This window comes from Streptomyces sp. BBFR51 (assembly GCF_044591655.1).
Taxonomy (GTDB): Bacteria; Actinomycetota; Actinomycetes; order Streptomycetales; family Streptomycetaceae; genus Streptomyces.
The window spans coordinates 8,966,336-8,992,807 of record NZ_CP172448.1 but is presented as its reverse complement, the minus strand read 5'-3'; the positions used below and the strand labels follow the sequence as shown (position 1 = coordinate 8,992,807).

Below are 26,472 nucleotides of genomic sequence, written 5' to 3'. Positions count from 1 at the left end.
AGGCCGCCCTCAGCACTGCCCCGATCGGAGACCGCCGATGACGCACCCCGCCCGCCGCCCGATGCGGTACGACGCGGAGGTGAACCGCGCGCGCATCATCGCGGTCGCACGCGAGGCCCTCGGCCAGGACCCGGACGCGACGCTCAAGCCCATCGCCAAGCTGGCCGGAGTCGGCCCGGGGACCGTCTACCGGCACTTCCCCACCCGCGAGCACCTGTTGCTGACCGTGTACCGGAGCGAGATCGAGACCCTGCTCGACACCGCCCCCCTGCGCGCCCGGCAGGAACCCAGGGCGGCACTGCGCCGCTGGCTGGAGCGACTCGCCGCCCACGGGCGGACCGGCAGCGCGGCGTCCCAGGCCGTGCGGGCCGCCACCCGTGCGGACCCCGAGAACCCGTACTACGCGCGGGTCCGCCTCGTCCTGACCGAGCTGATGCTCGCGTGCAGGGCGGCGAAACAGTTGCGCGGTGACGTCACTGCCGGTGAGGTTCTCCTGCTCATGTCCTATGTCTGGAACCTCGGCGGCGGCTCCGACCGGGAACACACCGCCTGCCGTGTCCTGGACATCGTCATGGACGGCCTCTGCCCCGGCCCTGCCCCGACCCGTCGCGATCCAGTGGTATCAGACTTTACGAATCACTGATCGGACCAGTGATACGCTGATCTGCGAACCAGCGATCCAGGCTGAGGAGGGAAGTCGTGAACACTCAGAATTCCGCCTATGACGTGATCCTCGTCGGAGGGGGCACGGCCGGCTCCGTGCTCGCGGCACGGCTGTCCGAGGACCCTGATGTCCGCGTGCTCCTGCTGGAGGCGGGGCCCTCGATGTCCGGTCTGCCGGATGCCGTCGCGCAGCCTCCGGCCTGGCCCTCGCTCGCGGCGACGGCCGCCGGCTGGGGCGACAGCACAGTCGTCCAGCGTGCTTCCGGCGGGCCCATACCCCTGCCCCGCGGCCGGGGCCTCGGCGGCTCGTCGGCCATCAACGCCATGGTGTTCGCCCGCGGCCACCGCTCCAGCTACGACAGCTGGGGCGAACACGGCGCCAAGGGCTGGTCCTTCGACGATCTGCTGCCCTACTTCCAACGCAGCGAGACCGCCGTGAGCGGCGCCCCCGGACGGGGCACCGACGGCCCGCTCGTCGTCGGCCCGGCCACCACACCCAACGACGTCCTGCTCGCCTGCCTCGACGGCGCGGTGGAAGCCGGACACCGCAGGGCCCGCGACATCAGCGGCGGCCTGGAGGAGGGCTTCGCCCCGGTTGACCTCAACATCGTCGCCGGACGCCGGCAGAGCGCGGCGGACGCCTACCTCGCACCCGTCCTGAACCGGTCCAACCTGCATGTCGTCACGGACGCGGTCGCGCACCGGCTGCTCTTCGAGGGCGAGCGCTGCACCGGCGTCGAGTACGGTGTCGACGGCCGGACGCACACCGCGACGACGGCCGGGGAGGTCGTCCTGACCGCGGGGACCATCGGCTCCGCACAACTGCTGCTGCGCTCCGGCATCGGCCCCGAGAAGGACCTCCGGCGAGCCCGGGTGGACGTCTTCCACGCCCTGCCCGGCGTGGGACACAACCTCCACGACCACCCCCGCGCCAACCTCGTCTACCGCGCACAGCGAGAAGTGCCCGCGGCACGCCACAACCACGGCGAGATCGTGGGCCTGCTGCGCAGCGCCCCCGAGTCGGACGGGCCGGACCTGCAGATCATCTTCATCGACATCCCGCTTCCCAACCCGGTCGCCCCGGTGACGAACGGCTTCACCATCGGCGTCTCACCGATGCGGCCGCTCAGCCGCGGCACGCTCCGGATCACCTCGGCCGACCCCTACGCGCCTCCCCTGATCGACCCCAACTACTTCGCCGCGGAGCAGGACGTCCGGGCGGTGTTCGCCGGCATCACGGCCGCACGCCGGATCGCCTGGTCCTCGGCGCTGGCAGAGTGGGGCATCGAGGAGGTCAGTCCGGGACTCGACGCCGTGGACGAGCCGTCGATCAGCGACTACGCCCGGAAGTACTTCGGCTCCTACTGCCATCCCGTCGGCACCTGCGCCATGGGCGAGGACGAGGTCTCCGTGGTCGACTCCCAGCTGCGCGTGCGCGGCCTCGACGGCCTGCGTGTCGCCGACGCCTCCGTCATCCCCTCCATCCCCTCCAACAACACCAACGCCACGGTCTACGCCATCGCCGAGCGCGCCGCCGCGCTGTTGCAGGGCCGCCACTGACGTCACGGCCGCACCGTCCGCGACGCCCGCCGCCCGGACGGTCACCTGGTGACCGGTGACGAGGCACCACATCGGTCACCGTGACCGCGCACTACGACGCGGTGCCCGCCGACCAGGCGCTGGCCGGCCTCCTGACGGCGACCGACCCGTAGGGCACGGTCCTCACCCGCACCTCCCTCGGCGCCGCCGAGGAGGGTGAGCGGCACCGGCTGACGCTCAAGGAGCTGGACCGGGCCGGTCAACCGCTCCGCGGCACCGTCATCCTCACGGCGAAGAAGCCGTGGCTGCCGCTGGAACTGGACGCGCCGGGCACGCTGGACCTGCGGCTCCCGCGCGGCTCGTACACCGCCTGGCTGGACACCCCGTTGACGGGCGCCCACGGGCCGCACTCGCTCGGGCAGGGGCTGCCGGCGGTCACCGGCATCGACCTCGGCCGGGACCGTACCGCGGTCTTCGACGCGAGGAAGGCCCGTCAGGTCAGGTCCGTGCCGCCACGGCCGAGCACGGCCGACGGCGCGCGGGTGGATCTCTACCGCGGGTTCGCCGACGACGACTGGTCCGCGTCGGCCCGCTGGCCGGACGCCTCCACCGACAGCGTCTGGGCACTGCCCACCGGCAGACGGGTCACCGAGGGCGAGTTCGTGTTCGGCACCCGCTGGCGCCTGAACCAGCCCGCGCTGACCGTGCATTCGGGCGACCAGGACTTCGACGACCTACGCGTGGAACGCGCCGCGACGCCGCTGCCCCGGGGGGCGCCACCGCCTCGACGCGGTGTTCGCCGGTGACGGGGCACGGGCCGCGTACGCCTGCGCGACGTGCGGGGCAAGGCGGCCGTGGTACGCCGCGACGACGCCGTGCCCGTCGAGGAACAGGCCGCGGCAGCGGCGGCGGCCGGCGCCCGGCTGCTCCTGGTCGTCAACGACACGGTCGGCCGCCCGCAACCCTGGCCCGACGCCACCTGGTCGCCCGTCGTTCCCCCGCCGCTGACCCTCGCCACGCTCACCCGCGACGAAGGGGAGCGCCTCATCGCCCGGGCCACCGCCGGCCGAGCACGGCTGGACGTCTCGTCCCACCCGGTCACGGAGTACGTCCACGACCTGACCCACGACTACGAGGGAGCCGTCCCCTCAGACCTCACCCGCCGCGCCGGGCAGCGTGAACTCGCCCGCGTCGACGTCTCCTTCCGGAACTTCCGGGCCGGCCGGGCGTTGGAGTCCCGCGGCGACGTGGCACGGGCCGGCAGCAGCGCCCTGAACCCCTCACGGGCGCCCGCCGTGGGAGAACGGACGGACTGGGTGACAGCCGGTGAGCCGTTCTCGGAACGCGCCGAGATCCCCTACGAGCAGCAGCAGTACCCGCCCCCGGTCACCCGCCGTCCGGGCACGGTCGGCGGGGTCCGCTGGTTCGGGCCCGTCCAGCGGCCCCGGCTGACCGACGGCGACGCCCCGGTCCGCCAGGACGACAAGTTGTACGTGTCCGTCCCCGGTTGGGGCGGCTCCGGAACGGCTCATCTGGGCAGCAGCGCGTCCTCGCCCGCCGCGGTGCCGCTTCGATCAGCCGGCGCGGACGCCGGTGAGGAAGCGGCCGGCCAGGTCGACGCTCTCGCCGAGTGTGGTGGCCTGCTGTCCGAAGTCCACGAACAGTTCGTGCACACCGGCCTCGGCGGCGGCCCGCGCGTAGTCGAGGTACTGGTCGAGCGTTCCGCGCCGCGGGACCTCGTCGGGGCCGGCCTTGGTGTGGGCCTTGGTGTCGGTCAGCTCGACGTTCACGCGCAGCGCCATGCGCAGGGCCGAGGGGTCGCGGTCCGCCGCCTCGGCCTCCTTGACGATGGCGGCCCACATCTCCATGAGGTACGGCAGTGGCATGGCCACCGGCAGCCAGCCGTCGAGCCTGCGCCCGATCCGGCCGAAGCCGTGGGGCGTGAACGCCGCCAGCAGGACGGGCGGTCCGGGCCGCTGGTGCGGCTCGAGTCCTACCTTGGTCTCCGGGATGGTGAACAGCGGCCCCTCGTGGGTGTAGAGGTCGCCGGCCCAGTAGCCCTCCAGGATGTCGAGCGTCTCCTCGAGCCGCGCGCCCCGGCCTTCCCAGGGCACACCGACCGCGGTGTACTCCTCCGGCATCCAGCCGAACCCGAGACCGACGTCGAGTCGGCCGCGGGAGACGAGGTCGAGGGTGGTCAGCGACCGGGCGAGCATGAGCGGCGGCTGCCACAGACCGTTCAGCGTGCTCGTTCCCAGCCGGACCCGGCTCGTGTGCGCCGCGGCGAAGGTCAGCGCCACCAAGGGGTCCATGTGGTTCTCGAAGGCGCGTGGCATCACGCCGTCGCCACTCGGGTACGGCACGCTCGGGGTGATGGGGGCCAGTACGCGGTCACCGCACCACAGGGAGCCGTATCCCATGTCCTCGGCGGTGCGGCTGACCTCGATGACGCCTTCCGGCCCCGCGTCCGGACCGAAGGTCGGAAGGGCCAGTCCTAGTCGCATGTGTGTACTTCCTCACTGAGCGGCATGTGCGTTGCTCGTCACATGTCGCGGGCTGTTGCCGAGCCTGGCTCGATGGTCGCAACAACTATATGTATCTCCTGGTCACCCGTGCCGACCGGTGAGCCCCGTATGTGGGTGACGGCCCCGACAAAAACGTGCCGCGCCGAACACCAGGACGGCCGAGGCACCGACGAGACACCCGAGGAGCACGTTGCCGGTTCCCCAGAGCAGCGACGCGAACGCGCTGGAGAGGAGGAAGCGGCGGTGCGGCGCAGGCCCGACGCACCGGCCAGGAAGGGCACGAGCGTCCGGGCGTCGGCCCGTTCGATTCTCCGGCCGAGCCGGAGCCGGGCCACCAGCCGCTCCCTCGACCGGCGCGTTCAGACCCCGACGGACAGGGGCACACCCAGCAGCGCTTCCAGGGCAGCGATCGTCTTCGTCGGTTCCTCCGCGTGGATCACGGCGAATCCCAACTCCTCGGCGGCAGGCAGATGGTGCGCGGTGTCGTCGACGAACACGCACTCCTGGGCGGACAGGTCGAGCTTCCTGAGCACGAGCCGGAAGATCTCCGGATCGGGTTTGCGTATCCCGACCTTCTCGGACAGCACGACGGCGTCAAAGTGCCGGTGCACGTCGTAGCCGTCGTAGAGGTTCCACGGGTGCAGGCCGACGGAGTTCGAGAGGATACCGACCTTGAGACCCGCCCGCCGGGCCGCGGCCCCTGCGGCGATCATCGACGGCTCGGGACGCAGGTCGGCGAAGATGCGGCCCATGAGGTTGTCGGGCGAGATTCCGAGACGTCGGCCGGCCGCCGTGTTCCACTCGGTCTGGGTGAGTTCGCCACGTTCCAGCTCCTGGGTCAGCCGGATGCCCTCGGGGTGCAGATAGAGCCCGGTGAGCAGGGTTCCCTCGGGCAGCCCTTCGCGTTGCTCGAAAGCGAGCGCGGCGGTGGCCAGGGAGGTGGTGAGCACGCCACCGAAGTCGAGCACGAGGCCCTTGCGCTGATTCATACCCACACCTTAGGACGACCCGTTCGCGGATTTTTTTCGGGTGTGTGTGCGTTCGTAGACCGGTAGGTGATTCGTCGGTCCACAAACGTCATTCATCACCGGCTTGACGGGTGATGTATGCGGGTGTCAGGATGACGTCACCGCCTCAACGGGTGATGCGGGCGGGGTGATTCCATTCCGGGCACACGTCCCCGCCCCAGGCACCCACCAAAGACCCGTACCACCAGACCCGCACCACCGAGAACCAGACCGGGAGAACCAGCCATGGCAGTCACCTACACCGCCGTTGTGAACGTCGACGGAGAAGGCCGCAACGGCGGCCGCGTCCACTCCAGCGACGGCCTGCTCGAGACCAGCCTCTCCCTGCCCAAGGAACTCGGCGGAGCCGGCACCGCCACCAACCCCGAACAACTCCTCGCCGCCGGCTGGGCCGCCTGCTTCCTCGGCGCCCTGCGCCGCGCCGCCACCGAACGCAAGATCAGGCTCACCAGCACCACCATCACCGCCGAAATCACCCTCACCCACGGCGACGACGGCGAATTCAACCTCTCCGCCACCCTCAACCCCACCCTCGGCGGCGTCGACCAGAACACCGCCACCCAACTCGCCCACGCCGCCCACCAGATCTGCCCCTACTCCAAGGCCACCCGCGACAACATCCCCGTCACCATCAACGCCACCGCCGCCTGACCACCCACCTGTGCTCTCGCACGAGGCGCGCTCACATGTCAGGAAGAGTCATGTTCCCTCTGCTCCGTGATCCTCACGAGCCATGGCCCGACGCCACACAGATCTGGGCCTGGGCCGGAACCACCACGTTGTCGGGCTACGGACCGACGGCCGCCGATCTTCTCCGACCGCCGCCGGTGCCCGCGCGGGACCCACGCGAACACATGTGAACCCTGCGGCGATCCGCCGCGTTGTGCCAGTGAGGGGTTCCCGCCGCCCAGGCGACGGCAGCGGGAACCCGTCCCGCCGGCACACCTGGTCACAACGGTCGCGGTCGGTGAGTCCAGCGGCCCGAGAAGCTGTCCTCTTCCGGGCCGCACCGGACCGGCTCCATGCCTCGGAGACCCGGTCCTACGCGGTCCCGCCCCCTGGCACCCCCGGCCGGGGCGGGGCCGCTCAGCCGGCGCGCCCCTCCAGCCGGTGCGGATGCGCCGGGTAGGTGCCGAGGACGCGCACTTCGGACGAGAAGAAGCGCAGTTCCTGCAGGGCGAGGGCGACCCGGGGCTCGTCGGGGTGTCCCTCGATCTCCACGTAGAAGCGGCTGGGGTTCAGCCCGGCGCCCATCTGGTAGCTCTCGATCTTGGTGAGGTTCACACCGCTGCTGGCGAAGCCCCCGAGCGCCTTGTAGAGCGCGCTGGGGATGTTCCGCACGCAGAAGAACAGACTCGTCATCGTCGGCTCACCGGTGTCCGGCGCGAGCCGCGGGTCCCTGGAGAGGACGACGAAACGTGTGGTGTTGTCCGGGTCGTCCTCGACCTCCGACCGCAGCACCTCCAGCCCGTACAGCCGCGCCGCGGCGGGCGGGGCGAGCGCCGCGTGCCGGGGGTCGCCCAGCTCCGCCACCTCACGCGCCGCCCCGGCCGTGTCGTCACTGACCAGGGTGCGCCAGCCGCCCTCGCGCAGCACCTTCCGGCACTGTCCCAGGGCGTGCACGTGGCTGCGTACGCACTCCACCTGGTCGAAGGACGTGCCGGAAACACCCATCAGGTCGAAGCGGATGGCGAGGAAGTACTCGGCGACGATGAACAGCCCCGACTCCGGCAGGAGATGGTGCACGTCCGCGACGCGTCCGGCCGCGGAGTTGTCCACCGGGATCACCGCGACGTCGGCGTCGCCGAGTGTGACGGCGTCCAGCGCCTGTTCGAAGCCCGTGCAGGGAAACTCACGTCCTTGCGGGAACAGGGCCTGGGCGACGGTCGCCGAATTGGACCCGGGTTCACCCTGATATGCGACGGTGGTCACCGTGTTCAGCCTTCCACTGTGGAGCTCTGGCCGCCGGGCGGCAGAAGCTCCACCGCGAAGCGCATGTACTGCAGTATCGGTGAGCTCTCCTCGACCAGGCGAACCAGGGGCTCTCTGCCGTCGTCCACCGTGCAGGGCAGGGCCCGCTCGTACGCCGCCGCGACCACGTGGTGGACCGTGCGTGAGGCCCGCCGGATCTGGGCGGCCAGGGCCTCGGCGGAGCGGAGCGCGTCGGCCCGCCCCGCGAGCGGGGCGCCGTGCACCCTCGCCGCCAGGTTCAGCCGCTCGTCCCGCAGCACGGCCGCCAGCTCGTCCGCCGCGTCGGCGGTCGGCGTCGCGGCGGTCGGCGTGGCGGCGAACGGCCTGCTCTGGGTACGCGTGTCGGCGGGGCCCGCCGCGTTCGGGGCGAGGCGGGCCAGGGTGTCGGTCAGGCGCCGCGCCGCCCCGAACGCCAGCCCCGTGACCGCCGTCCAGACGAAGGCCGCGTCGTCCCCACGCAGCGGCGTGCCCGCCGAGTACGTGGCGAAGCCGCTCGGCACCTGAACGTCGTCCAGTCGGAAGGCGGGGCCGGCCCCGTCCGCGTCGTCCACGGCACGGCGAGTGCGCAGTGCTCGCGGCAGCACCCTGGAGGTGGTCACGAAGAGGTCCGGAGCGTTCGCCGCCTCGGTCTTCGCGTCCCGCCGGGTGTCGGTGAGCGGCAGGACCAGCCAGCGTCCGGGGGCGGCGCCAGGAGGCACGTGCCACTGCCCGGTCAGCACGAAGCCCTCGGGAACCGGCCGGGCGACGGGACGGGCACCGAGGCTTTCGGCGGGAACGGCCGCGGCGAGCGGCGCGGCCCAGTTCCACGTACGTGTGAAGACCCGCCAGGCCGCCGACGGGTCGGAGTATCCGTCGAGTTCGAAGAAGTCGAGCACCCGCGACAGAGCCGTGTCGGGCCCGACCACCCTCGGGTAGTCGCCGCGCGCGGTGGTCGTCGTGTTCTCAGGCAGCTTGCTCACCAGCCTCGTATCCGGTCGTCGTCACGACGACGTTGTCCAGTTCCTCGCCACGCGCGTAACGGTGCAGCTGACGCCGCAGGAAGTCAGTGGTCATCCTCGGGAAGACGTCGGTGAAGGCACCCACGTGCGGAGTGACGAGCGCACCGGGCAGGCGCCAGAGCGGGTGGTCGTCGGGCAGTGGCTCCGGGTCCGTGACATCGAGCGCGACCCGCAGCCGTCCGCCGCGCACCTCGCGGACGACGGCGGCGGTGTCCAGCAGTTCGCCGCGCGCCACGTTCACCAGCATTGCTCCGTCCTTCAGCCGTGCCAGTGCGTCCGCGTCGAACATGCCGCGCGTCCGCTCGGTGAGCGGAGCGCACAGCACCACCGCGTCCGCCGTGGGCAGCAGGTCGGCCAGCTCCGCCGCCGCGTGCACGCGGCCCGCCGGGCTGGTGCGCGCGGTCCGGGCCACCAGGACGATCTCGCAACCGAACGCGCCGAGCCGGGCGGCGACGGCCGCGCCCACGGCGCCGTGGCCGACCACCAGGACGCGCCTGCCGTACAGGGTGGGCCGGACTTCGGGCCGCCAGCGCGCTTCGGCCTGCCGGCCCACGAACCCGTCGATCCCGCGGGACAGGGTCAGCAAAAGGGTGACGGCCAGTTCGGCGGTGGCCTCGCGATGCACTCCGCGCGCCGTCGCCAGCCGTGTTCCGGCAGGCATCGTGCCCAGCAGCGGCATCATGTGGTCGTATCCGGAACTGAGGAGTTGCAGGACCCGCAGCGCGCGCATCCGCGGCAGCACCCGGCTCAGGACGCGCTCCGCGCCCGGCACCGGGGGGCCGACGAGGAACGTGACCTCGTCGGGGTCACCGGGCAGGGGCCCGGCACCGTCCCAGTAGCGGTAGGTCGGTCCGTCCGGCAGGCCGGGGATCTGCTCCCTTTGATACGGGAGCCACACGGTCGCGCCGTCTTTCATCGTGCATCAGCTTCTTCCGGGTCTTGCGGTGCGGACCGGCGACGATCGATGTGCCGCTGTCGTCCTGCGGAAGAGCGGCGGATCACGTCCCGCCCGCGCGGCACCCGGCATCCGGACCCCGTCGGCCGACGCCTTTCCGCACTCACTACGTGAACGTCCGCACCGAAGAGCGAGGTTCACGTGAAGCGTGTCACAGGGACGGCGACCGGCCCCGACAACGTGTTTCGGGTCAACCACAACGTCCCTCCCGCGTGAGGCGGGACCCCGGGGATCAGGCGTCCGCGCGGTGCGGCAGCCGCCAGCCGGGGCGCGGGAAGTGGCAGGTGTAGCCGTCCGGGTAGCGCTGGAGGTAGTCCTGGTGGTCGGGTTCGGCCTCCCAGAACGCGCCCGCCGGGACCACCTCGGTGACCACCGGTCCCGGCCAGAGTCCGGAGGCCTCGACGTCGGCGATGGTGTCGAGGGCGACCCGCCGCTGCTCCTCGCCCAGGCAGAAGACGGCGGACCGGTAGCTGAGGCCCACGTCGTTGCCCTGTCGGTTCCTCGTGGTCGGGTCGTGGATCTGGAAGAAGTACTCCAGGAGGGCCCGGTAGTCGGTGAGCGCGGGATCGTAGACGATCTCGATCGCCTCGGCGTGGTTGCCGTGGTCGCGGTAGGTCGGCTCGGGCATGTCGTCGCCGCTGTATCCCACCCGTGTGCTCACCACGCCGGGCAGCGTCCGGATCAGCTCCTGCATGCCCCAGAAGCAGCCGCCCGCCAGTAGGGCCTTCTTCTCTCCGTCGGTCATCGCGGTCACCTGTCTCCGGAGTGTGGGTGGTCAGGCGGCGGTGGCGTTGATGGTGACGGGGATGTTGTCGCGGGTGGCCTTGGAGTAGGGGCAGATCTGGTGGGCGGCGTGGGCGAGTTGGGTGGCGGTGTTCTGGTCGACGCCGCCGAGGGTGGGGTTGAGGGTGGCGGAGAGGTTGAATTCGCCGTCGTCGCCGTGGGTGAGGGTGATTTCGGCGGTGATGGTGGTGCTGGTGAGCCTGATCTTGCGTTCGGTGGCGGCGCGGCGCAGGGCGCCGAGGAAGCAGGCGGCCCAGCCGGCGGCGAGGAGTTGTTCGGGGTTGGTGGCGGTGCCGGCTCCGCCGAGTTCCTTGGGCAGGGAGAGGCTGGTCTCGAGCAGGCCGTCGCTGGAGTGGACGCGGCCGCCGTTGCGGCCTTCTCCGTCGACGTTCACAACGGCGGTGTAGGTGACTGCCATGGCTGGTTCTCCCGGTCTGGTTCTCGGTGGTGCGGGTCTGGTGGTACGGGTCTTTGGTGGGTGCCTGGGGCGGGGACGTGTGCCCGGAGTGGAATCACCCCGCCTGCATCACCCGTTGAGGCGGTGACGTCATCCTGACACCCGCATGCATCACCCGTCAAGCCGGTGATGGGTGTTACCGGCGTACACGTGTGTCGTCCGGCCGTCCACGGGCTGCCGGGTGAACCGAAGCACCGCCCGGCTCCGTTCCCGTAGCAAAGGACCGATGAAAGGCTACGGACATGCTCGCCTACGACATCCAGGGCAGCGGGCCCGGCCTGGTGCTCCTGCACGGCACCAGCAGCACGGGAGCGGGAAGCTGGGGGACGCTGCTCGACGCGCTGGCGGCCGATCACACCGTGGTCATGCCCGACCTGCCGGGGTCGGGGAAGAGCCCGTTGCCGGACGGTCCGCTGGACGTGGACACGGTCGCCGACCAGGTGGTGGCCGCGGCCCGGGAGGCCGGGCTGAGCGAGTTCGTGGTGGCCGGAGCCTCCCTCGGCGCGGCCCTCGCCGTCCGGGTGGCCACCCGTCATCCGCGGTCCGTGCGCGGTCTGGCCACCGTCGTCGGCTTCGCCAGGCCCCGCGCCACGCTCCGGCTCAACCTGGAGATGTGGGCGTCCATGTACGCCCGCGGCGACGAGAACCTGGGCACGTACCTGACCGCCCTGTCCTTCTCCGAGAACTACCTGGCCGGGCTTCCTCCTCAGGCCGTCCAGCAGGTCGTCGACCAGTTCGGAGGGCACCCCGCTCCCGGCACCGCCGAGCAGATCGCCCTGACGCTCGGCATCGACGTCCGCGAGGACCTGGCCGAGATCGCGGTGCCCACCCTGGTCGTGGCGGCCACGGGCGACCGGTTCGTGGCCCCCGAGCACTCCCTGGAGCTGGCCGACGGCATCGCCGACGCACGGCTCGTCGCGGTCTCGGGCGGTCACGCGGCCGTCTTCGAGGACCCGGGGCCGACCCGGGACGCGCTGCTCGGTCACCTCGAAACCCTTCACGGCTGAGCCCGGGAGCGCGGACCGGTGGCGCAGTCGAGCGAGGTGAGGTCCACCGCGTCGGCCGGCGCCCGCATGCTCTTGTCGTAGGGACTGCGCGGCACGTGGTCGACGTCGGGTCACGGCGTCGAACTCCCCGCTGCTCCTGACGAATTCGTTGACCTCACGCCGGACGGATTCGGCCGCCGGATCCCACTCCGGCCAGCTCTTGAACGGCCCCACCGTGGCACCGACCACGCACTTCCCGCGGCGTGCGCGCGCCGGACGATCTCCCGGTATCCGGCGATCACGTCGGAGGCGGTGACGCCGGTGTGGGCCTTGACGTCGTTGTCGCGCGGGATGCCCTGCTTGGCGAGGGCGAGGGCGAGGGCGAGCGGAACGGGGTGCCGGGTTCGGCCCGGCACCGGGGGCAGGGGTGGCGCTCGACGTCATCGGTGTCGCTCGGGGACGCTTCTTGCCGGCGTACGGATTCGCCTTGCGGTTCGTCGCCGCCAGCCCGAACGTTGCCGAGGCGTGCGATCACCAGTTGTACTCGTCCGGTTCTGCCTGACCTACGATGACGCGATGAAGTTCGTGATGGTGCCGGGTGGCTGGCAAGGGGGATGGGTGTTCGACTCGGTGGCTGCTGAGCTGCACCGAGACGGTCACCACGTCGAGGCGGTGACCCTGTCGGGGTTGGAGTCGGATGGCCCAGTCGATGTGGACCGTCCGCCGAACCTCGACACCCATATTGACCAGGTAGCCGAGATCATCGACCGTGGCAACGGAACGCCCGTCGCGCTGTGCGGGCACAGCTACGGCGGGATGGTGATCGCCGGAGTCGCGGATCGGCTCAGCGACTGCCTCGATCAACTCGTCTTCATCGACGCCTACGTCCCGGACGACGGGGATTCATGTTGGTCTTTGACCAGCGACAGCTTCCGGGAACTGTTCATAGCCGGCGCCCGCGCCGACGGTCGATGGGTCGCGGTTCCCGAAGGACTCGACCCTCGCGCGCGACCGCACCCACTGGCGAGCTTCGTCCAGTCGATCAGGCTCGGAGGCACCCCCAGCCGCGCGATCGGCCGAACGTTCATCAGTGGTGGCGCGTGGCCGGGTAGCCCGTTCGTGACCCTGACCGAACGGTTGCGCAACGACTCGGGCTGGCAGGTTCACGAGATCCCCGTCGGCCACAACATCGCCCGCCGCGACCCGCACAGCCTCGCGGCCGTTCTCGGCGCATTGCCGCTCGACTCCGTCTGACGCACGGTCGCTCACTGCTCTTGTGTCGTCGCCCTCGTCGAGGTGGACGGCCGCCACGCACACCCACATCGCTGACACACCCGAGTCTCGGACGACACACCGGGCGACAGTGCGGGGACGAAGAAGTCGGTCAGCTTCGCCACCGCGGGGCCGACGTACTGCTCCTTGTCGTAGAGGTCGACGTGGCTCGCGCCGTCGATCCAGTGCAGTTCCTTCGGACCGCGGGCCCTCTGGAACGCCTCGACGCTCATCCAGGAGGTCACCGCCTCGCCTCCGACGATCATCAGCAGCGGGCGCGGTGCGATCAGGTCGACGAATCGGAAGGCGTCGAAGAAGGCCATGCGGTCGATGCTGGACCAGGTGAGGAACTTCGCCGAGCGCGGGTGCTGAGCACGGTCGGTGCGGTAGTACTCGAAACCCTCGAAGCCGTGCCGGCCGGCCAGGGCGCGGGCCTGCTCGGCCGTGTCGGGGAAGAGCTGGAAGCTCTGGACGTCCTCGCCCCGGGCCTCGGCGGTGCGTGCCGCCGCGGCCGCGTCGAGCATGCCCTGGAAGACGGACGGGTCCTGCGCGCCGTCGGCGCCCAGACGGAACTGACGGGCGATGTCGACGGCGCTGACGGTGGCGACGGCCTTGATGCGGTGGTCGGTGGCGGCGGGAAGCACGTAGCCACCGGAGGCACAGATGCCCAGCGCGCCGATGCGGTCGGCGTCGACCTCGTCGCGGGTGGTGAGGAACGAGACCGCGGCCTTGATGTCCTCGACCCGGTGGGCGGGGTCCTCCAGACCGCGCGGGGTGCCCTCGCTCTCGCCCTGGAAGGCGGAGTCGAAGGCGAGGGCGACGAAGCCCTGCTCGGCCAGGCGCCGCGCGTACAGACCCGCGGCCTGTTCCTTCACACCACTGCCGGGATGTCCCACGACGACGGCGGGACGGGGGCCTGCGTCTTCGCCGTCGGGAGTGTAGACGTGGCCGGCGAGCTTCAGGCCGGCGCTGAGGAAGGTGACGTCCGTCTTCACGGTGGTGTTCTCGGTTGTCCTCATGGTGGTGTTCTCCGTTCGCACAGGGGGGCGAGAGCGCACTGGGGCGAGTTCGGTGGCCGCCTCGGTCCGTCGGCCACGTCCACCACGGTCGCGCCGTCCGGTGCGAGGTGCCAGGGAGAGTCCTGCCTGTGCAGGCCAGTACCAGGCACGTGTCCGCGGTGTGGCGGACACTGGAACACATGGAGAACTCCGGCAACCCTTCCCGCAACGAACTGGGCGAGTTCATACGTGCCCGCCGCGCTGTCCTCGACCCGCACCGCGCCGGCCTGCCCGACGACGGCCGCCTGCGCCGGGTACCGGGACTGCGCCGGGAGGAACTGGCCCAGCTCGCGCACGTGAGCATCGACTACGTCGTACGGCTGGAACAGGGGCGCACCCGCCGGGTCTCCCGCCCGGTCCTCGACGCGCTCGCCGACGCGCTCCAGCTCGCCCCCGACGAACGCGCGTACCTGTTCACCGTGGCCGACGTCACGCAGGCAGCCCCCGCGCTGCGGCCGGGCAAGCAGCAGGTCGACCGACAACTGCTCCAACTGCTCGACACGATGCACGACATCCCCGCGATGGTTCTCAACCGTCGCATGGACGTTCTGGCCTGGAACCGAGGGGCGGCCGCCCTGCTGACCGACTTCGCCGCGCTGGCCCCGGCCGAGCGCAACCTGATCCGGCTCACCTTCCTCGACGACGCATACCGATCCCTGTACGCGGACTGGTCGCGCGCCGCGCGCGAATGTGTCGCGGTCCTGCGGATGGAGGCCGGACGAAACCCCGACGACCAGGCCCTGGCCGCCCTGGTCGACGAACTCACCGTCCGCGACCCGGACTTCCGTGCCTGGTGGGGAAGCCACCAGGTCCGTGGACCCCGGCAGCTCACCAAGACCTACCACCACCCGGTCGTCGGCACCGTGACCCTCGACGTCCAGCAGCTCTCCGTCGACGCCCGGCCCGACCAGCATCTGGTCGCCTACACCGCCCCACCCGACTCCCCCTCCCAGGAAGCCCTGCGGTTCCTCCTCCAGTGGTCCGTACACCCCACCGACCAACCGGACGACCGCGCCCAGGAACGAGGAAGCGCCCCCTGAACAGGCACAACGACCTGCATCACGTGCGCCTCGGATCGACATACGTGTGACTGCACCATCGACTTCATGGGGGGGAGGAACACATGCACCCCATTCGAGCGTTGGACACATATCAGGGGACGCGCTGGACCTGCCGGCTGTCCCCCGTCGACCGACAGGTGACATCATGTGTCCGGCCCACCGCTCCGCCCCCGCCCTCGACGACGGCTCCGTACATGTCCTGGCGACCGGCGAGATGGTTCACGTCCGCCGCGGCCGCCCGGAGGACCTCGACCAGGTCAATGCCATGCACCTGCGGTGCACGGCGACGTCCCGGTACCACCGCTATCAGGCGCCACGGCAGCGGATCGGGCACGCCGAGTGGGCGAATCTGACGGATCCCGCGCTGGGCACGACCTGGCTCGTGGTGCCCTACGACGACCCGGACGCCGTCGTCGCCGTCTCCCACCTGATGCGCACCGGCCCTGAGGGCGTGTCCGAACTCGGCCTGCTGGTCGAGGACGCCTGGCAGTACCGCGGGGTCGGCACCCTGCTCACCCACTGTGCCGTCAACCACGCGGCACGGGGAGACGACCACACGGTCACCGTGATGACCGACGTCGCCAACACGCCCATGCTCGCCATCGCCCGTCGGTTCGGCGCCGTCCTGCCCCGGACGGGGTCCGGCACGGTCGACCTGACCATCCGGGTCCCGGGACCGGCAGGCGGCCGGCGGTGAGGCGAACCGGGCGGACCGAGGCCCTCGCCCGGCCGCCCCCGCGCGGCTCAGGGGCGCAGGGCCCGAAGCGTCAGTTCGCCGTATCGGCGCCACAGCGCCGGGTCCCGCTCGGCGATCCTGATCAACTGGACCGCCATGCCGCAGAGCACCACACGCAGATCGAGGATCGTGGCGTCGGCGCGGACCATGCCGGTGGGCTTGGCCGCCTCCATCAGGTCCGACAGCTGGGTCAGCAGGCCGGAGGTGCTCCGGAACCCGGCGTCCGCGAGCACCTCCGACAGCAGCCGGTCACCGGCGAGACTCTCGAAGAGACGGAGCACGTAGTCGCTGAACGCCTGGTAGGGCTCTTCCTGCGCCAGCGCGGGAGCGGTGTGCAGCCGCAGCCGGGCCAGCCGGTGGTTCACCGCGGCGGTCACGAGGTCTTCCTTGGTGGGGTAGCTGCGGTAGACGGTGGCCTTGCCCACCTCGGCCCGTTCGGCGATCTGCGGCACGGTGCCCTGGAGGCCGGCCTCCTGGAAGACCTCGAGCGCCGCCGCGAAGACGCGCTCGTGGTTGCGACGGGCGTCGGCCCGCCTCGGGGGTGCGCCGGACTCGGCGGTGCTCGGACTCGTCTCCACGGGTTTCACCCGTCCATTGTGCCCACCCGCGTCTCCCCCGGCGCCATCCGGTACGCGAACACAACCGTCGGAGGCCGACCTGGTCCCGCACGAGGCCCGTGAACCTTCCGCCTGTCCGCATCCGTGTATCTTGAGACGGTAAACGGACCCATGGGTCCGAATAGGCTTTGCTGGAGCGATGATGAATCGGTTGGATCCTCAGAAGAACGCCCCGCCCGTCGACAAGACCCGTCCGCTCGTCGAGGCCGCTCGTGCGATCTCTCCCCTACTGCGCCGCGAAGCCGACGACGCCGAGCGGGAGAGCCGGCTCACCTCCGAGACCACGCAGGCGCTGCTGGCCGCCGGAATGTTCCGTCTCGCGACGCCCGAACGCTTCGGCGGACACGAACTCTCGCTCACCGCCTGCGTGGACGTCCTGGCCGAGATCGGCCTGGCCTGTCCGTCCAGCAGCTGGGTGGCCATGGTCTCCTACGGCGCCCAGCAGATCGCCGCGTCCTTCGGCGACAAGGCCCGCTTCGACCTCTGGGGCAACGGCCCTGACGTGCCCATGTGCGGCGCGTTCAGCAGCGCGGGAGCCACCGCGGAGCCGGTCGAGGGCGGGCTCCTGGTCTCCGGCCGGTGGTCGTGGGCATCCGCCTGCCACCAGGCCGAGTGGGGTGTGCTCGGCGTGCCCCTGGCCCGCCCCGACGGGAACGGGTCCGACCCGGGGGTCGCACTGCTGCGGACCCGTGATCTGGTCATCGAGAAGACCTGGGACATGACGGGCATGCGCGGCACGGGCAGCGACACCCTCGTCGCCGACGGCGTCTTCGTCCCGTACCACCGTGTTCGGAGCTTCTCCGACGTGGTGGCCCGTGACGAGCTGGGCGACGAACCGCTGTACCGGGTCCCGCCGGGGGCCATGACGCTCACCGCCATGGCGCCGTTGCTCGGGGCGGCCCGCGCCGTCTTCCGTCTGACCCTGGAGACGGTCGAGAGCGGGAAGCCGATGGCCATGTCCCTCCATCGCCGCCTGGCCGACTCCCCCAGCGTCCAGGCGGCCCTCGCCGACGCGGCCACCCTGATCGACTCCGCCTCCCTCCACCTCACGCGCTCCGCCGAGGCCGTCGACGCGGCGGCGGCATCACGGACCGCTCCCACCCTCCTGGACCGGACCCGGGTGCGCATGGACGTGGGACACGCCTCCACCTGTCTGCGTCAGGCGGTACACCTGCTGCTCACGGTGAGCGGGGCGGGCAGCTTCGCCCGGACCAGGACCATCCAGCGCCACTGGCGCGACCTGGAGACGGCGGCCCGGCATCCCACCCTGAATCCCGGCCTCGCCCGCGAGATGTACGGCCGCGCCCTGGTGGGCGACGAACGGCCCGTCAGCCCCATGGTCTGACACCCCGAACCCGCCCTGCCGTCCCGGCCGCAATCGACAAGAGCAAGGCGCACACCATGACCGATCTCCCCGCTCCCGTGCCCGTACGCGAGGCCGACCACCGTGACGTGCTCGGGCACTTCGCGTCCGGCGTCGTCGTAGTGACGGCGGCCGGATCCGACGGCCCTCTCGGGCTCACCTGTCAGTCCTTCGTATCCCTCTCGCTCGAGCCGCCACTGGTCTCGTTCGCACCCGCGCGGACCTCCCGTACCTGGCCGCTCATACGTGCCTCGGGTGTCTTCTGCGTCAACGTGCTGGCCGAGGATCAGGAAGATCTCAGCTCCGCCTTCGCCCGGTCCGGCGGCGACAAGTTCCGAGGGGTCCAGTGGGACACGGGGCACGACGGCGCGCCGCTGCTGGCGGGCGCCTGTGCCTGGATCTCCTGCGCCCTGAGCCACGAATACGACGGCGGTGATCACACCCTCGCCGTCGGCCGCGTCACCGCTCTGCGTGCGGAACCTTCGCGGGAACCCCTGATCTTCCATCGTGGGCGCTACCGCACCCTCGCCGGCGGCGCCGAGCGCGGACGACCGGAGCAGCCGGGCGCGGCGAACGCGAGGCGCTCGGACGGACCGGGTCCACCGCCGAACTTTCTGTCCCTCCTTCTGTGAGGGACTCGGCGGTCGCACATGTGTCGACAGCAGCACGTCTCGGCCTCCCCGCACACCCCAGCCGAGTGAGTAACCTGTCCCATACATTGAGACGGCCGGACTTCACCGCTTCACACATGGCAACGTTCGTCACGGTGCCGATCGACTGGGCCGGCCCCTCTTCGTCCGGCCGACCCCCGGGTCGAACCCAGGACTCCGAGCACCTCCTTGAGACCACCGGCAAGGAGCTGCGCAAGCTCATGAGCTGGGTCGACGAAGAGGCGTAGGCCCGAGTCCCTTCGGTCCCTGGCCGGCCGGGGCCGCGTGGACGCCGTGGGCTTCCAGCCAGGCCAGGACGTGGTCGGCGACCGCGCGCCAGCCGCTGTCCACGACCATGGAGTGGCCACGGTCCGCGAACTGCTTGAGATCGCTGACGGCCGTGGAATCGCCGTACAGCCTGTACACCGCCCGGGTCACGGAGTCGGGCACCATCCGGTCCTCCTGTCCGGACACCAGCAACAGGGGGCCGCGCGCCGCGTTGCCGACGTCCGCGAAGGCGCGGGGGTGACGGACCGTGCCTTCGTAGTCGAGGTCGGTGAACAGGCGGCGCGGAGCGGGCACCACGTAACGCTCGAAGAGCCTGCCGGACTCCTCCTGTCCGACCGCGTTGGCGAAGACGTGCCGGAACTGCTCCCGCGGCAGCGACATCAGCTCGTGCCCGCTCGCCGGGTCCCCCGACTCCGGGGTCCACAGACGGGCGGCCGAGGCCGTTAAAGGGACGGCGTTGACAGGGGCCGGCGCGATCGCCACCGCCGCCCTGCCCAGGTTCGCGCCGATGAGGTGCTGCGCGATGAGACCGCCGACCGCGTGCCCGACGAGCACGGGCGAGTTGTCGAAGGACCGCACGATCCGCCCGTAGTGGTGCGTGAGGGCGTCCAGCCCGATCTCCCCGAGCGTCCCGGGCCGCCGGCGCGTCTCCCGCACCGTGTCCGCCTCCCCCGGCCATCCCGGAGCGAAGGTGGTGAACCCCCGCCCGGCGAAACGCTCGGCCCACGACTCCCACGACAGCGCGTGCAGCCACGCGCCATGGATGAAGAGGACGGGAGTTCGGTTCACGGCTGAGCCCTCCGAGGGTGGATGAGTACCCGGCACCGACAGGCGGGCGACCACTCAAGGGTGATCCAGGCCCGGCCCGGCGGAAACAGTCGAATGACTCAATGTTCCGGGCCGCCCGCGCCCGGCCTCCGAGAGCCGTGCGCCGACGATGACGGGGGCACGGCTCACCGTCAACTGACTGATGCGCCAGGCCGTGCGCCGGACAAGAGTGTGTGACGCCAGCCCCCACCACACACGGAAGGAAAACCCGTCATGAGCGGTAACCGACCCGGTGTACGGGCCCATCTGGCGACGCCGCAGGAACTCCCCCTGCTGTCGCTGGACATCCACTGCATGCTGGACGCGTTCGCCCGGCACACCATGAAGGCGGAGTTCCGGTTCGACACGCGGGCTCCCCTGGTGGTGTCCCTGACCTTCCTCGTAGAAGGTGCTCCTTGCATCACCTGGAGTGTCGGCCGTGACCTGCTCTACCAGGGTCTGTTCTGGATGAGCGGCCTCGGGGACGTCCAGGTGTGGCCGGCGCATCTGGACGAGCGGGCCACGGCATGGCTGCAACTCGACTCCTACGACGTGACGGCGCTGTTCGAGCTGCCCGTCCCCCCTCTGACGGAGTGGCTCGAGCATTCCTACGAGCTGGTTCCCGCCGGTACGGAGGTGGAAGGGCTGGACTGGGACGAGGTCATCGCCGGTCTGCTCCGGACTCCGAAGGCACCGCCCGACTGAACACGTCGCGGTGACCCGGCGCGATCCGGCGGCTCACACCTCCCACGCAACCGTACAACGGCAGTTCACTGGTACGACGAAGGGCTTCACATGATCAACAGGCGTACGTTCAGCAAGGCCGTGGGTCTGGGCACGGGTGCGGCGGCGGTCTCGCTGGCCGGTCTGCAGGCGTCCCCGGCAGCCGCGGCCCCGGGCGGCGGGGCCGGGGCGGGCAGCGGTGGGCCAGTCCCGACGGTGCCCTCGGTGGCGCCGGGAACCCACACCTCCTTCCACCGCATCAAGCACGTGCGCGCCGGACTGCTCAACGTCGGCTACGCCGAGGCCGGCCCCGCCCACGGCCCCGTCGTCATCTGCCTGCACGGCTGGCCCTACGACATCCACAGCTTCGTCGACGTCGCCCCCCTCCTCGCCGACCAGGGCTACCGCGTCATCGTCCCCTACCTCCGCGGCCACGGCCCCACCCGCTTCCTGTCGCAGCGCACCTTCCGCAACGCCCAGCAGTCCGCCATCGCCCTCGACATCATCGCCCTTATGGACGCCCTCAAAATCGACAAGGCAGTCCTCGCCGGCTTCGACTGGGGCTCGCGCACCGCCGACATCATCGCCGCCCTGTGGCCCGAACGCGTCAAGGCCCTCGTCTCGGTGAGCGGATACATCATCACCAACGTCGAAGCCCAGAAGACCCCCCTTGCCCCCCAGGCCGAACACACCTGGTGGTACCAGTACTACTTCGCCACCGAACGCGGGCGCGCCGCCATGAACGACGACACCTACCGCCCCCAGCTGTGCCGCCTGGTCTGGGACCTCGTCTCCCCCACCTGGAACTACGACGACGCCACCTTCCAGCGCACCGCCGCCGCCTTCGAAAACCCCGACTACCCCGACATCGTCATCCACAACTACCGCTGGCGCCTGGGCCTCGCCGACGGCGAACACCGCTACGACCGCTACGAGAAGAAGCTCTTCGCCACCCCCCACATCCACACCCCCACCATCACCCTCGACGCCGAACTCGACCCCTTCACCCCACCCCCCGGCGACGGCTCCTCCTACCGCAACCACTTCACCGGCCCCTACGACCACCGCACCCTCAAAGGCATCGGCCACAACCTCCCCCAAGAAGCCCCCACCGCCTTCACCCAAGCCGTCATCGACGCCGACCACCTCTGAACCGGACCGCGTCACCGGCACACCGCGTACCGTCCGAGTCGATCCCGGCCTGCGGGCCGCACACAGAAGGCGTCTCCTTCCTGATGAACGAAGTCCTGTGGAACCGTCTGACCGCCGGCCAACTGCGCGACCTCGCGGCCCGGGACGCGGTCGTGCTGCTGCCCGTGGGAGCCACCGAGCAGCACGGGCCCCATCTGCCCACCGGCGTGGACGACCTCCTCGCCGCCGAGGTCTCCCGGCGGGCGGCCGTGCTCGCCGCCGAACACACCGGGGTGGTGGTCACGCCGTCCGTGTGGTCGGGCCTGTCGGAGCACCACATCAGCTTCGGCGGCACGTTCAGCGTGTCCCTGTCCACGCTGCACGCCCTCCTGCGGGACATCTGCCGGTCGATTCTGCGGGCGGGTTTCTCCCGCATCCTGATCGTCAACGGCCACGGCGGGAACATGACGGCACTCAACGCCCTCACGACCGAGCTGACGGCGGAACTGTCCACACCCATCGCGTGCACGAGCTACTTCACCGCCGGCCGGGAGGTGGTGCGTGACACGCTCGAGGCTCAGCCCGGTCTCATGCACGCCTGCGAGGGCGAGACCTCACTGATGATGGCCGCCTTCCCCGATCTGGTCCGCACCGAGAACCTGGACACCGCCTGGGGTCCGGAGATCACGTTGCCCGCGGAGTCGACCGACCCGGTGTACATGGCCGTGTCCTTCGACCGGATCACCCAGTCCGGGGTGGCGGGCAACGCCCGCGTGGCGAGCGCGGAGAAGGGCGAACGGCTGCTGGCCGGCTGCGCCCGGGCGCTGGCCGACATCATCCTCGCAGATCCGTGGGGGAAGGCCGCCGACGCCCCTCAGTGGCGCTAGGGGTTTCGACCCGCGCCGCCGTGCTGCTCAGTCACCGGGCCAGGAGACGGCCGTCGTCACCGTGGCCGCGGTGACGGCGGCGAGGCGTTCGAAGTCCAGCGTCCCCGGTACGTCGGTCGGCCGGTGGTAGTGCGGGTTGCGGAAGTTCGCGGTGTCGGTGAGCATCAGCGCGGGGATGCGGCGGTTCCAGAAGGGCGCGTGGTCGCTGCGTCCGAGGTGGTTGACGGGGGGAACCGCCAGCCCGATGAGAAGGCCCGCCGGACCGTCGGGTCTGGGGTCGCGCAGCAGAAGACCGGGGAGCGCCGGTGAGGCCGCCGCCGCGGCTCGTTGCCAGACCTCGGCCGCCGCTGCGGACGAGCGCCGGTGCACCACCAGGGTGAAATCGCCCCGGTACCCGTGGGCGCGGGTGGTCGCGGCGGCCTCCGGGAAGGCCCGCGCGAATCCGGCGGGGAGCCGCTGGGTGCCGGGTTCGTCCGTGAAGTAGCCGACCGACTCGAGGCAGATCATCCCCTGGACGCGGCGTCCCCTGCCCAGTTCTCCGGCCGCGTGGCGGGCGCCGATGAGGCCGAGTTCCTCCATGTCGAACACGGCCAGGGTGACCGGCGGGGAGGCGGGCAGCGCGGACAGCAGTCGCGCGGTCTCCAGCACGACCGCCACCCCCGACGCGTTGTCGTCCGCGCCCGGACTTCCGCTGACGCTGTCCAGATGTGCTCCGACCACCACCGTGGGGGCGTCGCCGGCGCCGGGCCGGGTGGCGATGAGATTGGCGCCCCGCAGACGGCGGTGCAGCCGTGGCTTGAGGGCGAGCGCCCGGTGGCCGTGCCGGTCGGTGGAGCCCAGCCGCCAGCGCAGATCGAAGGGTTGCCGTTCGACCCGCCAGCCCGCCCGGAGGAGTTGGTCATGGACGTACGCCTCGGCTCGCTCCATCGCACGCGGGGTCCGGCGTCGGCTCCGCGGTTCGCCGGCGAGGAACTCCACGTCCCGGCGCAGTCGGTCCGGGTCCACGAACGGCCCGGGTCCGTCCATGACCGGCAGGCCGTTCGTCATCCGCCACTCCGGGCTCGGCAAGGAAGGGATGTGGGCAAAGCTAGCAGTTCCCGGCATCACAGGTGTCTCCCGGGGTTTGTTCCGGCGACCGCGTCGGCGCATAGTCGCCGTCGCGGCCGGAATTCCTCACCGGGCCGTGAACCTTGTCCGCCTCCCGGCCCGTTGATCCAGGTGGAGACTCCTGCTGCCGGGGCGGAGATTGGCTGGGCCCCGGCAGTGGGGAAGGAGCGGTCGCCCTCATATGCTTCCCCCGCTGTGAGGGCGACCGCTTCGGAAACACACAGGCGGCCGCCGCGGCCGGGGACACACCCTCCCGACGTCGTCGCCCTGCCTGCCGGCGTGCCCGTCCACCTCCCTCGTCGCGGGTCTCGACGCCCTCACCCGATCCCCTTCGCACCGCTCACGACGTCACACACACGCCGGCGGACACCGGAGAAACCTCGCCTCCTTGACATGAGGTGTCCCGTCGGCAATTCTCGTCACCAGTTGAATAGGTGACGCACGTGTGGGTGTCCACACTCCCCCGAACCCCCCGCAACGCAACGAGAGCGAGACGGCCGACATGATCAGCAGGCGGAGACTCACCCAGGCGATGACCACGGCGGCGGCCGGCTACGGCGGACTCCTCGCGGGCGGCGGAAGCCCGGCCGCCGCCGCCGCTCGCCCGGGGCCCCGAGCAGGGCGGGGCGGCACCGACGGCCGGGCACGGGGCCTGGGACCGGTACGTCATGCGCGTACGCATCTCCTCAACATCGCCTACCACGAGGTGGGCCCCGCCAACGGCACACCTGTCGTCCTCAGCCACGGCTGGCCGTTCAGCCCCGTCGGCTCCTACGCCGAGGTGGCCCCCGTCCTGGCCCGGCACGGCTACCGCTGCCTCATCCCCTACCTGCGCGGTCACGGCGAGACCCGGTTCCGGCGCGCGGACACGTTTCGCTCGGGTCAGCAGGGCGCTCTCGGTGCCGATCACATCGCCTTCCTGGACGCGCTCGGAATCCGCCGCGCCCTGTTCGCCGGCTACGACTGGGGCGGGCGGGCGGCCGACGTCGTCGCGGCCCTGTGGCCGCAACGCTGCATCGGCCTGGTCTCGGTGAACAACTACCTGATCCAGAACATCGCCGCCGCCCAGGAGCCGTTGGCGCCGTCCCTCGAGACCGGCTTCTGGTACTTCTTCTACTTCCTCACCGAGCGCGGGCGGGCGGGACTGGAACAGAACAGGAAGGAACTGGCCCGGGTCGTCTGGCACCGCAACTCGCCCGAGTGGCAGTTCACCGAGGCCGAACTCGACGAGGCCGCCGGCCTGTGGACGAACCCCGACTACGTGGACGTCGTGATCCACAGCTACCGCCACCGGCTCGGCGCCGCGCCGGGTGATCCACGGTACGACGACATCGAGGCGCGGCTCGCCGAGCAGCCGCCGATCACCGTGCCGACCGTCACCCTGGACGGCCAGGCCGACGGGGCACCCCGTGGACCGACGGGACGTCCTCGGCCACCCACTTCCCGGGCACCCGCGTGCATCACGTGGTTCCCGGCGCCGGACACAACCTCCCCCAGGAACGCCCCGACGCCTTCGTCTCCGCGGTCCTCGAGGTCGCCGCGCTCTCCTGACACCGACCGCACACCCAGCCACACACACAAACACTCGCCCGCCCACACACCCGGCCGACCGTGAGCGGCCGGTCGGGTGTTCCGGCATGTGCCGGAACCCACCTTCATCACCAGTTCGAGCGGTGACATCTCTTGCCTTTCATGACGTCACCTGTCAGAGTGGTGACGCGGGAGGGAATCTCCTCCGACCGGGCCAGTCACCGACATCCGTCGAACCGCCCCGAGAACGCGAATGTCACCGGACACCTGTGGCCGCCCCGTGCGGCGGACAAGGAGGAACGACGTGAAGAGCAGCAACCCGATCTTCTCCCGGCGAGGCTTCGAGCACGACGACAGCCGGGCCGACGTCATCACGCGTCGGCCGGTCCCCGCCACGGCCGGCGAGGGGCCGACCGACCTCTCGGTCAACCCCTACCTCACGAACGGTGCTCCGAGCCCGGTCAAGGACGCCGCCCGGACCGACAGCGGCGCGATGACGATCGACGACGTGGTCGTCCGCACCGCGACGACGCTGGGCACCGTGGCGGTGGCGGCCGTACTGTCCTGGGTGCTGCTGCCCGTCGACGAGGCGAACATCGGGCGTTCGTACGGCATCGCCGTCGGCGCGGCCCTGGTCGCCTTCGTCCTGTCGCTCGTCCAGACGTTCCGGCGCAGGCCCTCTCCGGCCCTGATCCTCGGATACGCGGCGCTGGAAGGCGTCTTCCTCGGCGTCATCTCCAGCGCCACGTCGACCTACATCTCGCCGGGCGTGGTCGTGCAGGCGGTGCTGGGCACCTTGGCGGTCTCCGCGGGCGTGCTGATCGCGTACCGGATGCGCTGGATCCGCGTCACCCGGAGGTTCTACGGGTTCGTGCTCGCCGCCGCGACCGGCTTCCTGATCCTCATGGTGGCCAACCTGCTCTTCTCCGCCTTCGGCGCGGGCAACGGCCTCGGCTTCGACAGCGGCGCCCTCGGTGTCGTCTTCGGGATCGTCGGCATCCTGCTCGGCGCCTGCTTCCTCGCCCTGGACTTCAAGCAGATCGAGGACGGAATCGCCTACGGAGCGCCGCGCGAGGAGTCGTGGATGGCGGCCTTCGGTCTCACCCTGACGCTGGTGTGGATCTACCTGGAGGCACTGCGCGTGCTGTCCATCCTGAACAGCGACAACTGACGACGGGAAAGCGCGACGCCCCGCACCGGGGTGAACCTTCGCGCGGACGCCAACCGTCTTGATGACAAGGGCCGGACCAGCGGCCCCACAGCGCACACGCACCACACATGCAGTGCACACCGCACAAGGCGCCGACCGGCACCGGGGATCGGGGATCGGGGAGACA

The 26,472-nt window shown here is 71.0% G+C and carries 27 protein-coding genes and 1 pseudogene; 16 read left to right on the top strand and 12 right to left on the bottom strand.

The window, feature by feature from the left end; genetic code table 11:
• Positions 1–37: 37 nt before the first annotated feature.
• The 3 genes from ACGH7X_RS40550 to ACGH7X_RS40540 all read left to right on the top strand — a co-directional run bounded on the left by ACGH7X_RS40550 (position 38) and on the right by ACGH7X_RS40540 (position 3,008).
• Positions 38–643, top strand: coding sequence for a TetR/AcrR family transcriptional regulator (locus ACGH7X_RS40550; RefSeq protein ID WP_399896024.1), 606 nt, complete (start codon positions 38–40; stop codon positions 641–643).
• Between the two features lie 56 nt (positions 644–699).
• Positions 700–2,223, top strand: coding sequence for a GMC family oxidoreductase (locus tag ACGH7X_RS40545; RefSeq protein WP_399896021.1), 1,524 nt, complete (start codon positions 700–702; stop codon positions 2,221–2,223).
• A gap of 365 nt (positions 2,224–2,588) precedes the next feature.
• Positions 2,589–3,008 carry a hypothetical protein gene (locus ACGH7X_RS40540; RefSeq protein ID WP_399896018.1) on the top strand — a complete coding sequence of 140 codons (420 nt, stop codon included), beginning with the start codon at positions 2,589–2,591 and terminating at the stop codon, positions 3,006–3,008.
• Between the two features lie 768 nt (positions 3,009–3,776).
• Here ACGH7X_RS40540 and ACGH7X_RS40535 read toward each other — a convergent pair.
• Both ACGH7X_RS40535 and ACGH7X_RS40530 read right to left on the bottom strand, forming a co-directional pair.
• Positions 3,777–4,706, bottom strand: coding sequence for a TIGR03619 family F420-dependent LLM class oxidoreductase (locus tag ACGH7X_RS40535; RefSeq protein WP_399896015.1), 930 nt, complete (start codon positions 4,704–4,706; stop codon positions 3,777–3,779).
• Between the two features lie 380 nt (positions 4,707–5,086).
• The gene (locus tag ACGH7X_RS40530) at positions 5,087–5,716 is read right to left on the bottom strand and encodes an HAD family hydrolase (RefSeq protein WP_399896012.1); all 630 of its coding nucleotides are present in this window, start codon (positions 5,714–5,716) and stop codon (positions 5,087–5,089) included.
• 264 nt (positions 5,717–5,980) lie between these two features.
• Between ACGH7X_RS40530 and ACGH7X_RS40525 the strand changes: the two genes are divergently transcribed.
• The gene (locus ACGH7X_RS40525) at positions 5,981–6,406 is read left to right on the top strand and encodes an organic hydroperoxide resistance protein (protein ID WP_399895999.1); all 426 of its coding nucleotides are present in this window, start codon (positions 5,981–5,983) and stop codon (positions 6,404–6,406) included.
• Positions 6,407–6,841: 435 nt separating this feature from the next.
• Here ACGH7X_RS40525 and ACGH7X_RS40520 read toward each other — a convergent pair whose 3' ends face one another.
• From ACGH7X_RS40520 to ACGH7X_RS40500, 5 genes are all read right to left on the bottom strand, one after another.
• Positions 6,842–7,687 (bottom strand): prephenate dehydratase, encoded by an 846-nt coding sequence (locus ACGH7X_RS40520; protein WP_399896010.1) that lies wholly within the window; start codon positions 7,685–7,687, stop codon positions 6,842–6,844.
• 5 nt (positions 7,688–7,692) lie between these two features.
• The gene (locus ACGH7X_RS40515; protein WP_399896007.1) at positions 7,693–8,685 is read right to left on the bottom strand and encodes a hypothetical protein; all 993 of its coding nucleotides are present in this window, start codon (positions 8,683–8,685) and stop codon (positions 7,693–7,695) included.
• The gene (locus tag ACGH7X_RS40510) at positions 8,669–9,640 is read right to left on the bottom strand and encodes an NAD(P)-dependent oxidoreductase (RefSeq protein ID WP_399896004.1); all 972 of its coding nucleotides are present in this window, start codon (positions 9,638–9,640) and stop codon (positions 8,669–8,671) included. The genes ACGH7X_RS40515 and ACGH7X_RS40510 overlap by 17 nt, the downstream gene beginning before the upstream one ends.
• A 271-nt stretch (positions 9,641–9,911) precedes the next feature.
• Entirely contained in the window at positions 9,912–10,424 is a 513-nt protein-coding gene (msrA, locus tag ACGH7X_RS40505; RefSeq protein WP_399896002.1) for a peptide-methionine (S)-S-oxide reductase MsrA, read from the bottom strand.
• A gap of 30 nt (positions 10,425–10,454) precedes the next feature.
• The gene (locus ACGH7X_RS40500) at positions 10,455–10,880 is read right to left on the bottom strand and encodes an organic hydroperoxide resistance protein (protein WP_399895999.1); all 426 of its coding nucleotides are present in this window, start codon (positions 10,878–10,880) and stop codon (positions 10,455–10,457) included.
• 281 nt (positions 10,881–11,161) lie between these two features.
• Between ACGH7X_RS40500 and ACGH7X_RS40495 the strand changes: the two genes are divergently transcribed.
• Entirely contained in the window at positions 11,162–11,926 is a 765-nt protein-coding gene (locus ACGH7X_RS40495; RefSeq protein WP_399895996.1) for an alpha/beta fold hydrolase, read from the top strand.
• On the opposite strand, the pseudogene ACGH7X_RS40490 reads toward ACGH7X_RS40495, so the two are convergent.
• Positions 11,917–12,246 (bottom strand): annotated as a pseudogene (locus ACGH7X_RS40490) (SGNH/GDSL hydrolase family protein); the annotation flags it as partial. The gene ACGH7X_RS40495 and the pseudogene ACGH7X_RS40490 sit on opposite strands and share 10 nt — an antisense overlap.
• 235 nt (positions 12,247–12,481) lie before the next feature.
• Here ACGH7X_RS40490 and ACGH7X_RS40485 point away from each other — a divergent pair.
• Positions 12,482–13,159, top strand: coding sequence for an alpha/beta fold hydrolase (locus tag ACGH7X_RS40485; protein ID WP_399895993.1), 678 nt, complete (start codon positions 12,482–12,484; stop codon positions 13,157–13,159).
• 11 nt (positions 13,160–13,170) lie between these two features.
• Here ACGH7X_RS40485 and ACGH7X_RS40480 read toward each other — a convergent pair whose 3' ends face one another.
• The gene (locus ACGH7X_RS40480; protein WP_399895990.1) at positions 13,171–14,196 is read right to left on the bottom strand and encodes an alpha/beta hydrolase; all 1,026 of its coding nucleotides are present in this window, start codon (positions 14,194–14,196) and stop codon (positions 13,171–13,173) included.
• A 179-nt stretch (positions 14,197–14,375) separates the two neighbouring features.
• Between ACGH7X_RS40480 and ACGH7X_RS40475 the strand changes: the two genes are divergently transcribed.
• Positions 14,376–15,275, top strand: a complete 900-nt coding sequence (locus tag ACGH7X_RS40475) for a helix-turn-helix transcriptional regulator (RefSeq protein WP_399895987.1) — start codon at positions 14,376–14,378, stop codon at positions 15,273–15,275.
• A gap of 166 nt (positions 15,276–15,441) precedes the next feature.
• Entirely contained in the window at positions 15,442–15,993 is a 552-nt protein-coding gene (locus ACGH7X_RS40470) for a GNAT family N-acetyltransferase (RefSeq protein ID WP_399895984.1), read from the top strand.
• A 47-nt stretch (positions 15,994–16,040) separates the two neighbouring features.
• Here the strand turns inward: ACGH7X_RS40470 and ACGH7X_RS40465 are convergent, their stop codons facing one another.
• A complete protein-coding gene (locus ACGH7X_RS40465) occupies positions 16,041–16,619 on the bottom strand; it encodes a TetR/AcrR family transcriptional regulator (protein WP_399895981.1) in 579 nt (192 codons plus the stop codon).
• Positions 16,620–16,800: 181 nt separating this feature from the next.
• On the opposite strand from ACGH7X_RS40465, the gene ACGH7X_RS40460 reads away from it, so the two are divergent.
• The 3 genes from ACGH7X_RS40460 (at position 16,801) to ACGH7X_RS40450 (ending at position 18,910) form a co-directional block, all read left to right on the top strand.
• Entirely contained in the window at positions 16,801–17,994 is a 1,194-nt protein-coding gene (locus ACGH7X_RS40460; protein WP_399895978.1) for an acyl-CoA dehydrogenase family protein, read from the top strand.
• Positions 17,995–18,050: 56 nt separating this feature from the next.
• Entirely contained in the window at positions 18,051–18,644 is a 594-nt protein-coding gene (locus tag ACGH7X_RS40455; RefSeq protein ID WP_399895975.1) for a flavin reductase family protein, read from the top strand.
• A 116-nt stretch (positions 18,645–18,760) separates the two neighbouring features.
• Positions 18,761–18,910, top strand: coding sequence for a hypothetical protein (locus ACGH7X_RS40450; protein ID WP_399897794.1), 150 nt, complete (start codon positions 18,761–18,763; stop codon positions 18,908–18,910).
• Here the strand turns inward: ACGH7X_RS40450 and ACGH7X_RS40445 are convergent.
• Positions 18,882–19,739: an alpha/beta hydrolase gene (locus ACGH7X_RS40445; protein WP_399895972.1), complete on the bottom strand. Its 858-nt coding sequence runs from the start codon at positions 19,737–19,739 to the stop codon at positions 18,882–18,884. The genes ACGH7X_RS40450 and ACGH7X_RS40445 overlap by 29 nt on opposite strands.
• Before the next feature lie 252 nt (positions 19,740–19,991).
• Between ACGH7X_RS40445 and ACGH7X_RS40440 the strand changes: the two genes are divergently transcribed.
• From ACGH7X_RS40440 to ACGH7X_RS40430, 3 genes are all read left to right on the top strand, one after another.
• On the top strand, positions 19,992–20,462 hold the full coding sequence (locus ACGH7X_RS40440; protein WP_399895969.1) for an SsgA family sporulation/cell division regulator: 471 nt from the start codon (positions 19,992–19,994) through the stop codon (positions 20,460–20,462).
• 90 nt (positions 20,463–20,552) lie between these two features.
• A complete protein-coding gene (locus tag ACGH7X_RS40435; RefSeq protein ID WP_399895966.1) occupies positions 20,553–21,632 on the top strand; it encodes an alpha/beta fold hydrolase in 1,080 nt (359 codons plus the stop codon).
• Between the two features lie 83 nt (positions 21,633–21,715).
• Entirely contained in the window at positions 21,716–22,498 is a 783-nt protein-coding gene (locus ACGH7X_RS40430) for a creatininase family protein (RefSeq protein WP_399895963.1), read from the top strand.
• Between the two features lie 27 nt (positions 22,499–22,525).
• Here the strand turns inward: ACGH7X_RS40430 and ACGH7X_RS40425 are convergent, their stop codons facing one another.
• Positions 22,526–23,545 carry a M28 family peptidase gene (locus ACGH7X_RS40425; RefSeq protein WP_399895960.1) on the bottom strand — a complete coding sequence of 340 codons (1,020 nt, stop codon included), beginning with the start codon at positions 23,543–23,545 and terminating at the stop codon, positions 22,526–22,528.
• Positions 23,546–24,107: 562 nt separating this feature from the next.
• Here ACGH7X_RS40425 and ACGH7X_RS40420 point away from each other — a divergent pair.
• The gene (locus ACGH7X_RS40420; protein ID WP_399895957.1) at positions 24,108–25,220 is read left to right on the top strand and encodes an alpha/beta fold hydrolase; all 1,113 of its coding nucleotides are present in this window, start codon (positions 24,108–24,110) and stop codon (positions 25,218–25,220) included.
• 219 nt (positions 25,221–25,439) lie between these two features.
• Positions 25,440–26,306 carry a Bax inhibitor-1/YccA family protein gene (locus tag ACGH7X_RS40415; RefSeq protein ID WP_399895954.1) on the top strand — a complete coding sequence of 289 codons (867 nt, stop codon included), beginning with the start codon at positions 25,440–25,442 and terminating at the stop codon, positions 26,304–26,306.
• The last annotated feature ends 166 nt before the right edge of the window (positions 26,307–26,472 follow it).

Coding starts and splice junctions, on each gene's coding strand:
- ACGH7X_RS40450 (WP_399897794.1), top strand. CDS start 18,761: ATGGCAACGTTCGTCACGGTGCCGATCGACTGGGCCGGCCCCTCTTCG.
- ACGH7X_RS40455 (WP_399895975.1), top strand. CDS start 18,051: ATGACCGATCTCCCCGCTCCCGTGCCCGTACGCGAGGCCGACCACCGT.
- ACGH7X_RS40495 (WP_399895996.1), top strand. CDS start 11,162: ATGCTCGCCTACGACATCCAGGGCAGCGGGCCCGGCCTGGTGCTCCTG.
- ACGH7X_RS40510 (WP_399896004.1), bottom strand. CDS start 9,640: ATGAAAGACGGCGCGACCGTGTGGCTCCCGTATCAAAGGGAGCAGATC.
- ACGH7X_RS40430 (WP_399895963.1), top strand. CDS start 21,716: ATGAACGAAGTCCTGTGGAACCGTCTGACCGCCGGCCAACTGCGCGAC.
- ACGH7X_RS40535 (WP_399896015.1), bottom strand. CDS start 4,706: ATGCGACTAGGACTGGCCCTTCCGACCTTCGGTCCGGACGCGGGGCCG.
- ACGH7X_RS40475 (WP_399895987.1), top strand. CDS start 14,376: ATGGAGAACTCCGGCAACCCTTCCCGCAACGAACTGGGCGAGTTCATA.
- ACGH7X_RS40530 (WP_399896012.1), bottom strand. CDS start 5,716: ATGAATCAGCGCAAGGGCCTCGTGCTCGACTTCGGTGGCGTGCTCACC.
- ACGH7X_RS40420 (WP_399895957.1), top strand. CDS start 24,108: ATGATCAGCAGGCGGAGACTCACCCAGGCGATGACCACGGCGGCGGCC.
- ACGH7X_RS40480 (WP_399895990.1), bottom strand. CDS start 14,196: ATGAGGACAACCGAGAACACCACCGTGAAGACGGACGTCACCTTCCTC.
- ACGH7X_RS40550 (WP_399896024.1), top strand. CDS start 38: ATGACGCACCCCGCCCGCCGCCCGATGCGGTACGACGCGGAGGTGAAC.
- ACGH7X_RS40425 (WP_399895960.1), bottom strand. CDS start 23,545: ATGACGAACGGCCTGCCGGTCATGGACGGACCCGGGCCGTTCGTGGAC.
- ACGH7X_RS40470 (WP_399895984.1), top strand. CDS start 15,442: ATGTGTCCGGCCCACCGCTCCGCCCCCGCCCTCGACGACGGCTCCGTA.
- ACGH7X_RS40485 (WP_399895993.1), top strand. CDS start 12,482: ATGAAGTTCGTGATGGTGCCGGGTGGCTGGCAAGGGGGATGGGTGTTC.
- ACGH7X_RS40435 (WP_399895966.1), top strand. CDS start 20,553: ATGATCAACAGGCGTACGTTCAGCAAGGCCGTGGGTCTGGGCACGGGT.
- ACGH7X_RS40525 (WP_399895999.1), top strand. CDS start 5,981: ATGGCAGTCACCTACACCGCCGTTGTGAACGTCGACGGAGAAGGCCGC.
- ACGH7X_RS40440 (WP_399895969.1), top strand. CDS start 19,992: ATGAGCGGTAACCGACCCGGTGTACGGGCCCATCTGGCGACGCCGCAG.
- msrA (WP_399896002.1), bottom strand. CDS start 10,424: ATGACCGACGGAGAGAAGAAGGCCCTACTGGCGGGCGGCTGCTTCTGG.
- ACGH7X_RS40500 (WP_399895999.1), bottom strand. CDS start 10,880: ATGGCAGTCACCTACACCGCCGTTGTGAACGTCGACGGAGAAGGCCGC.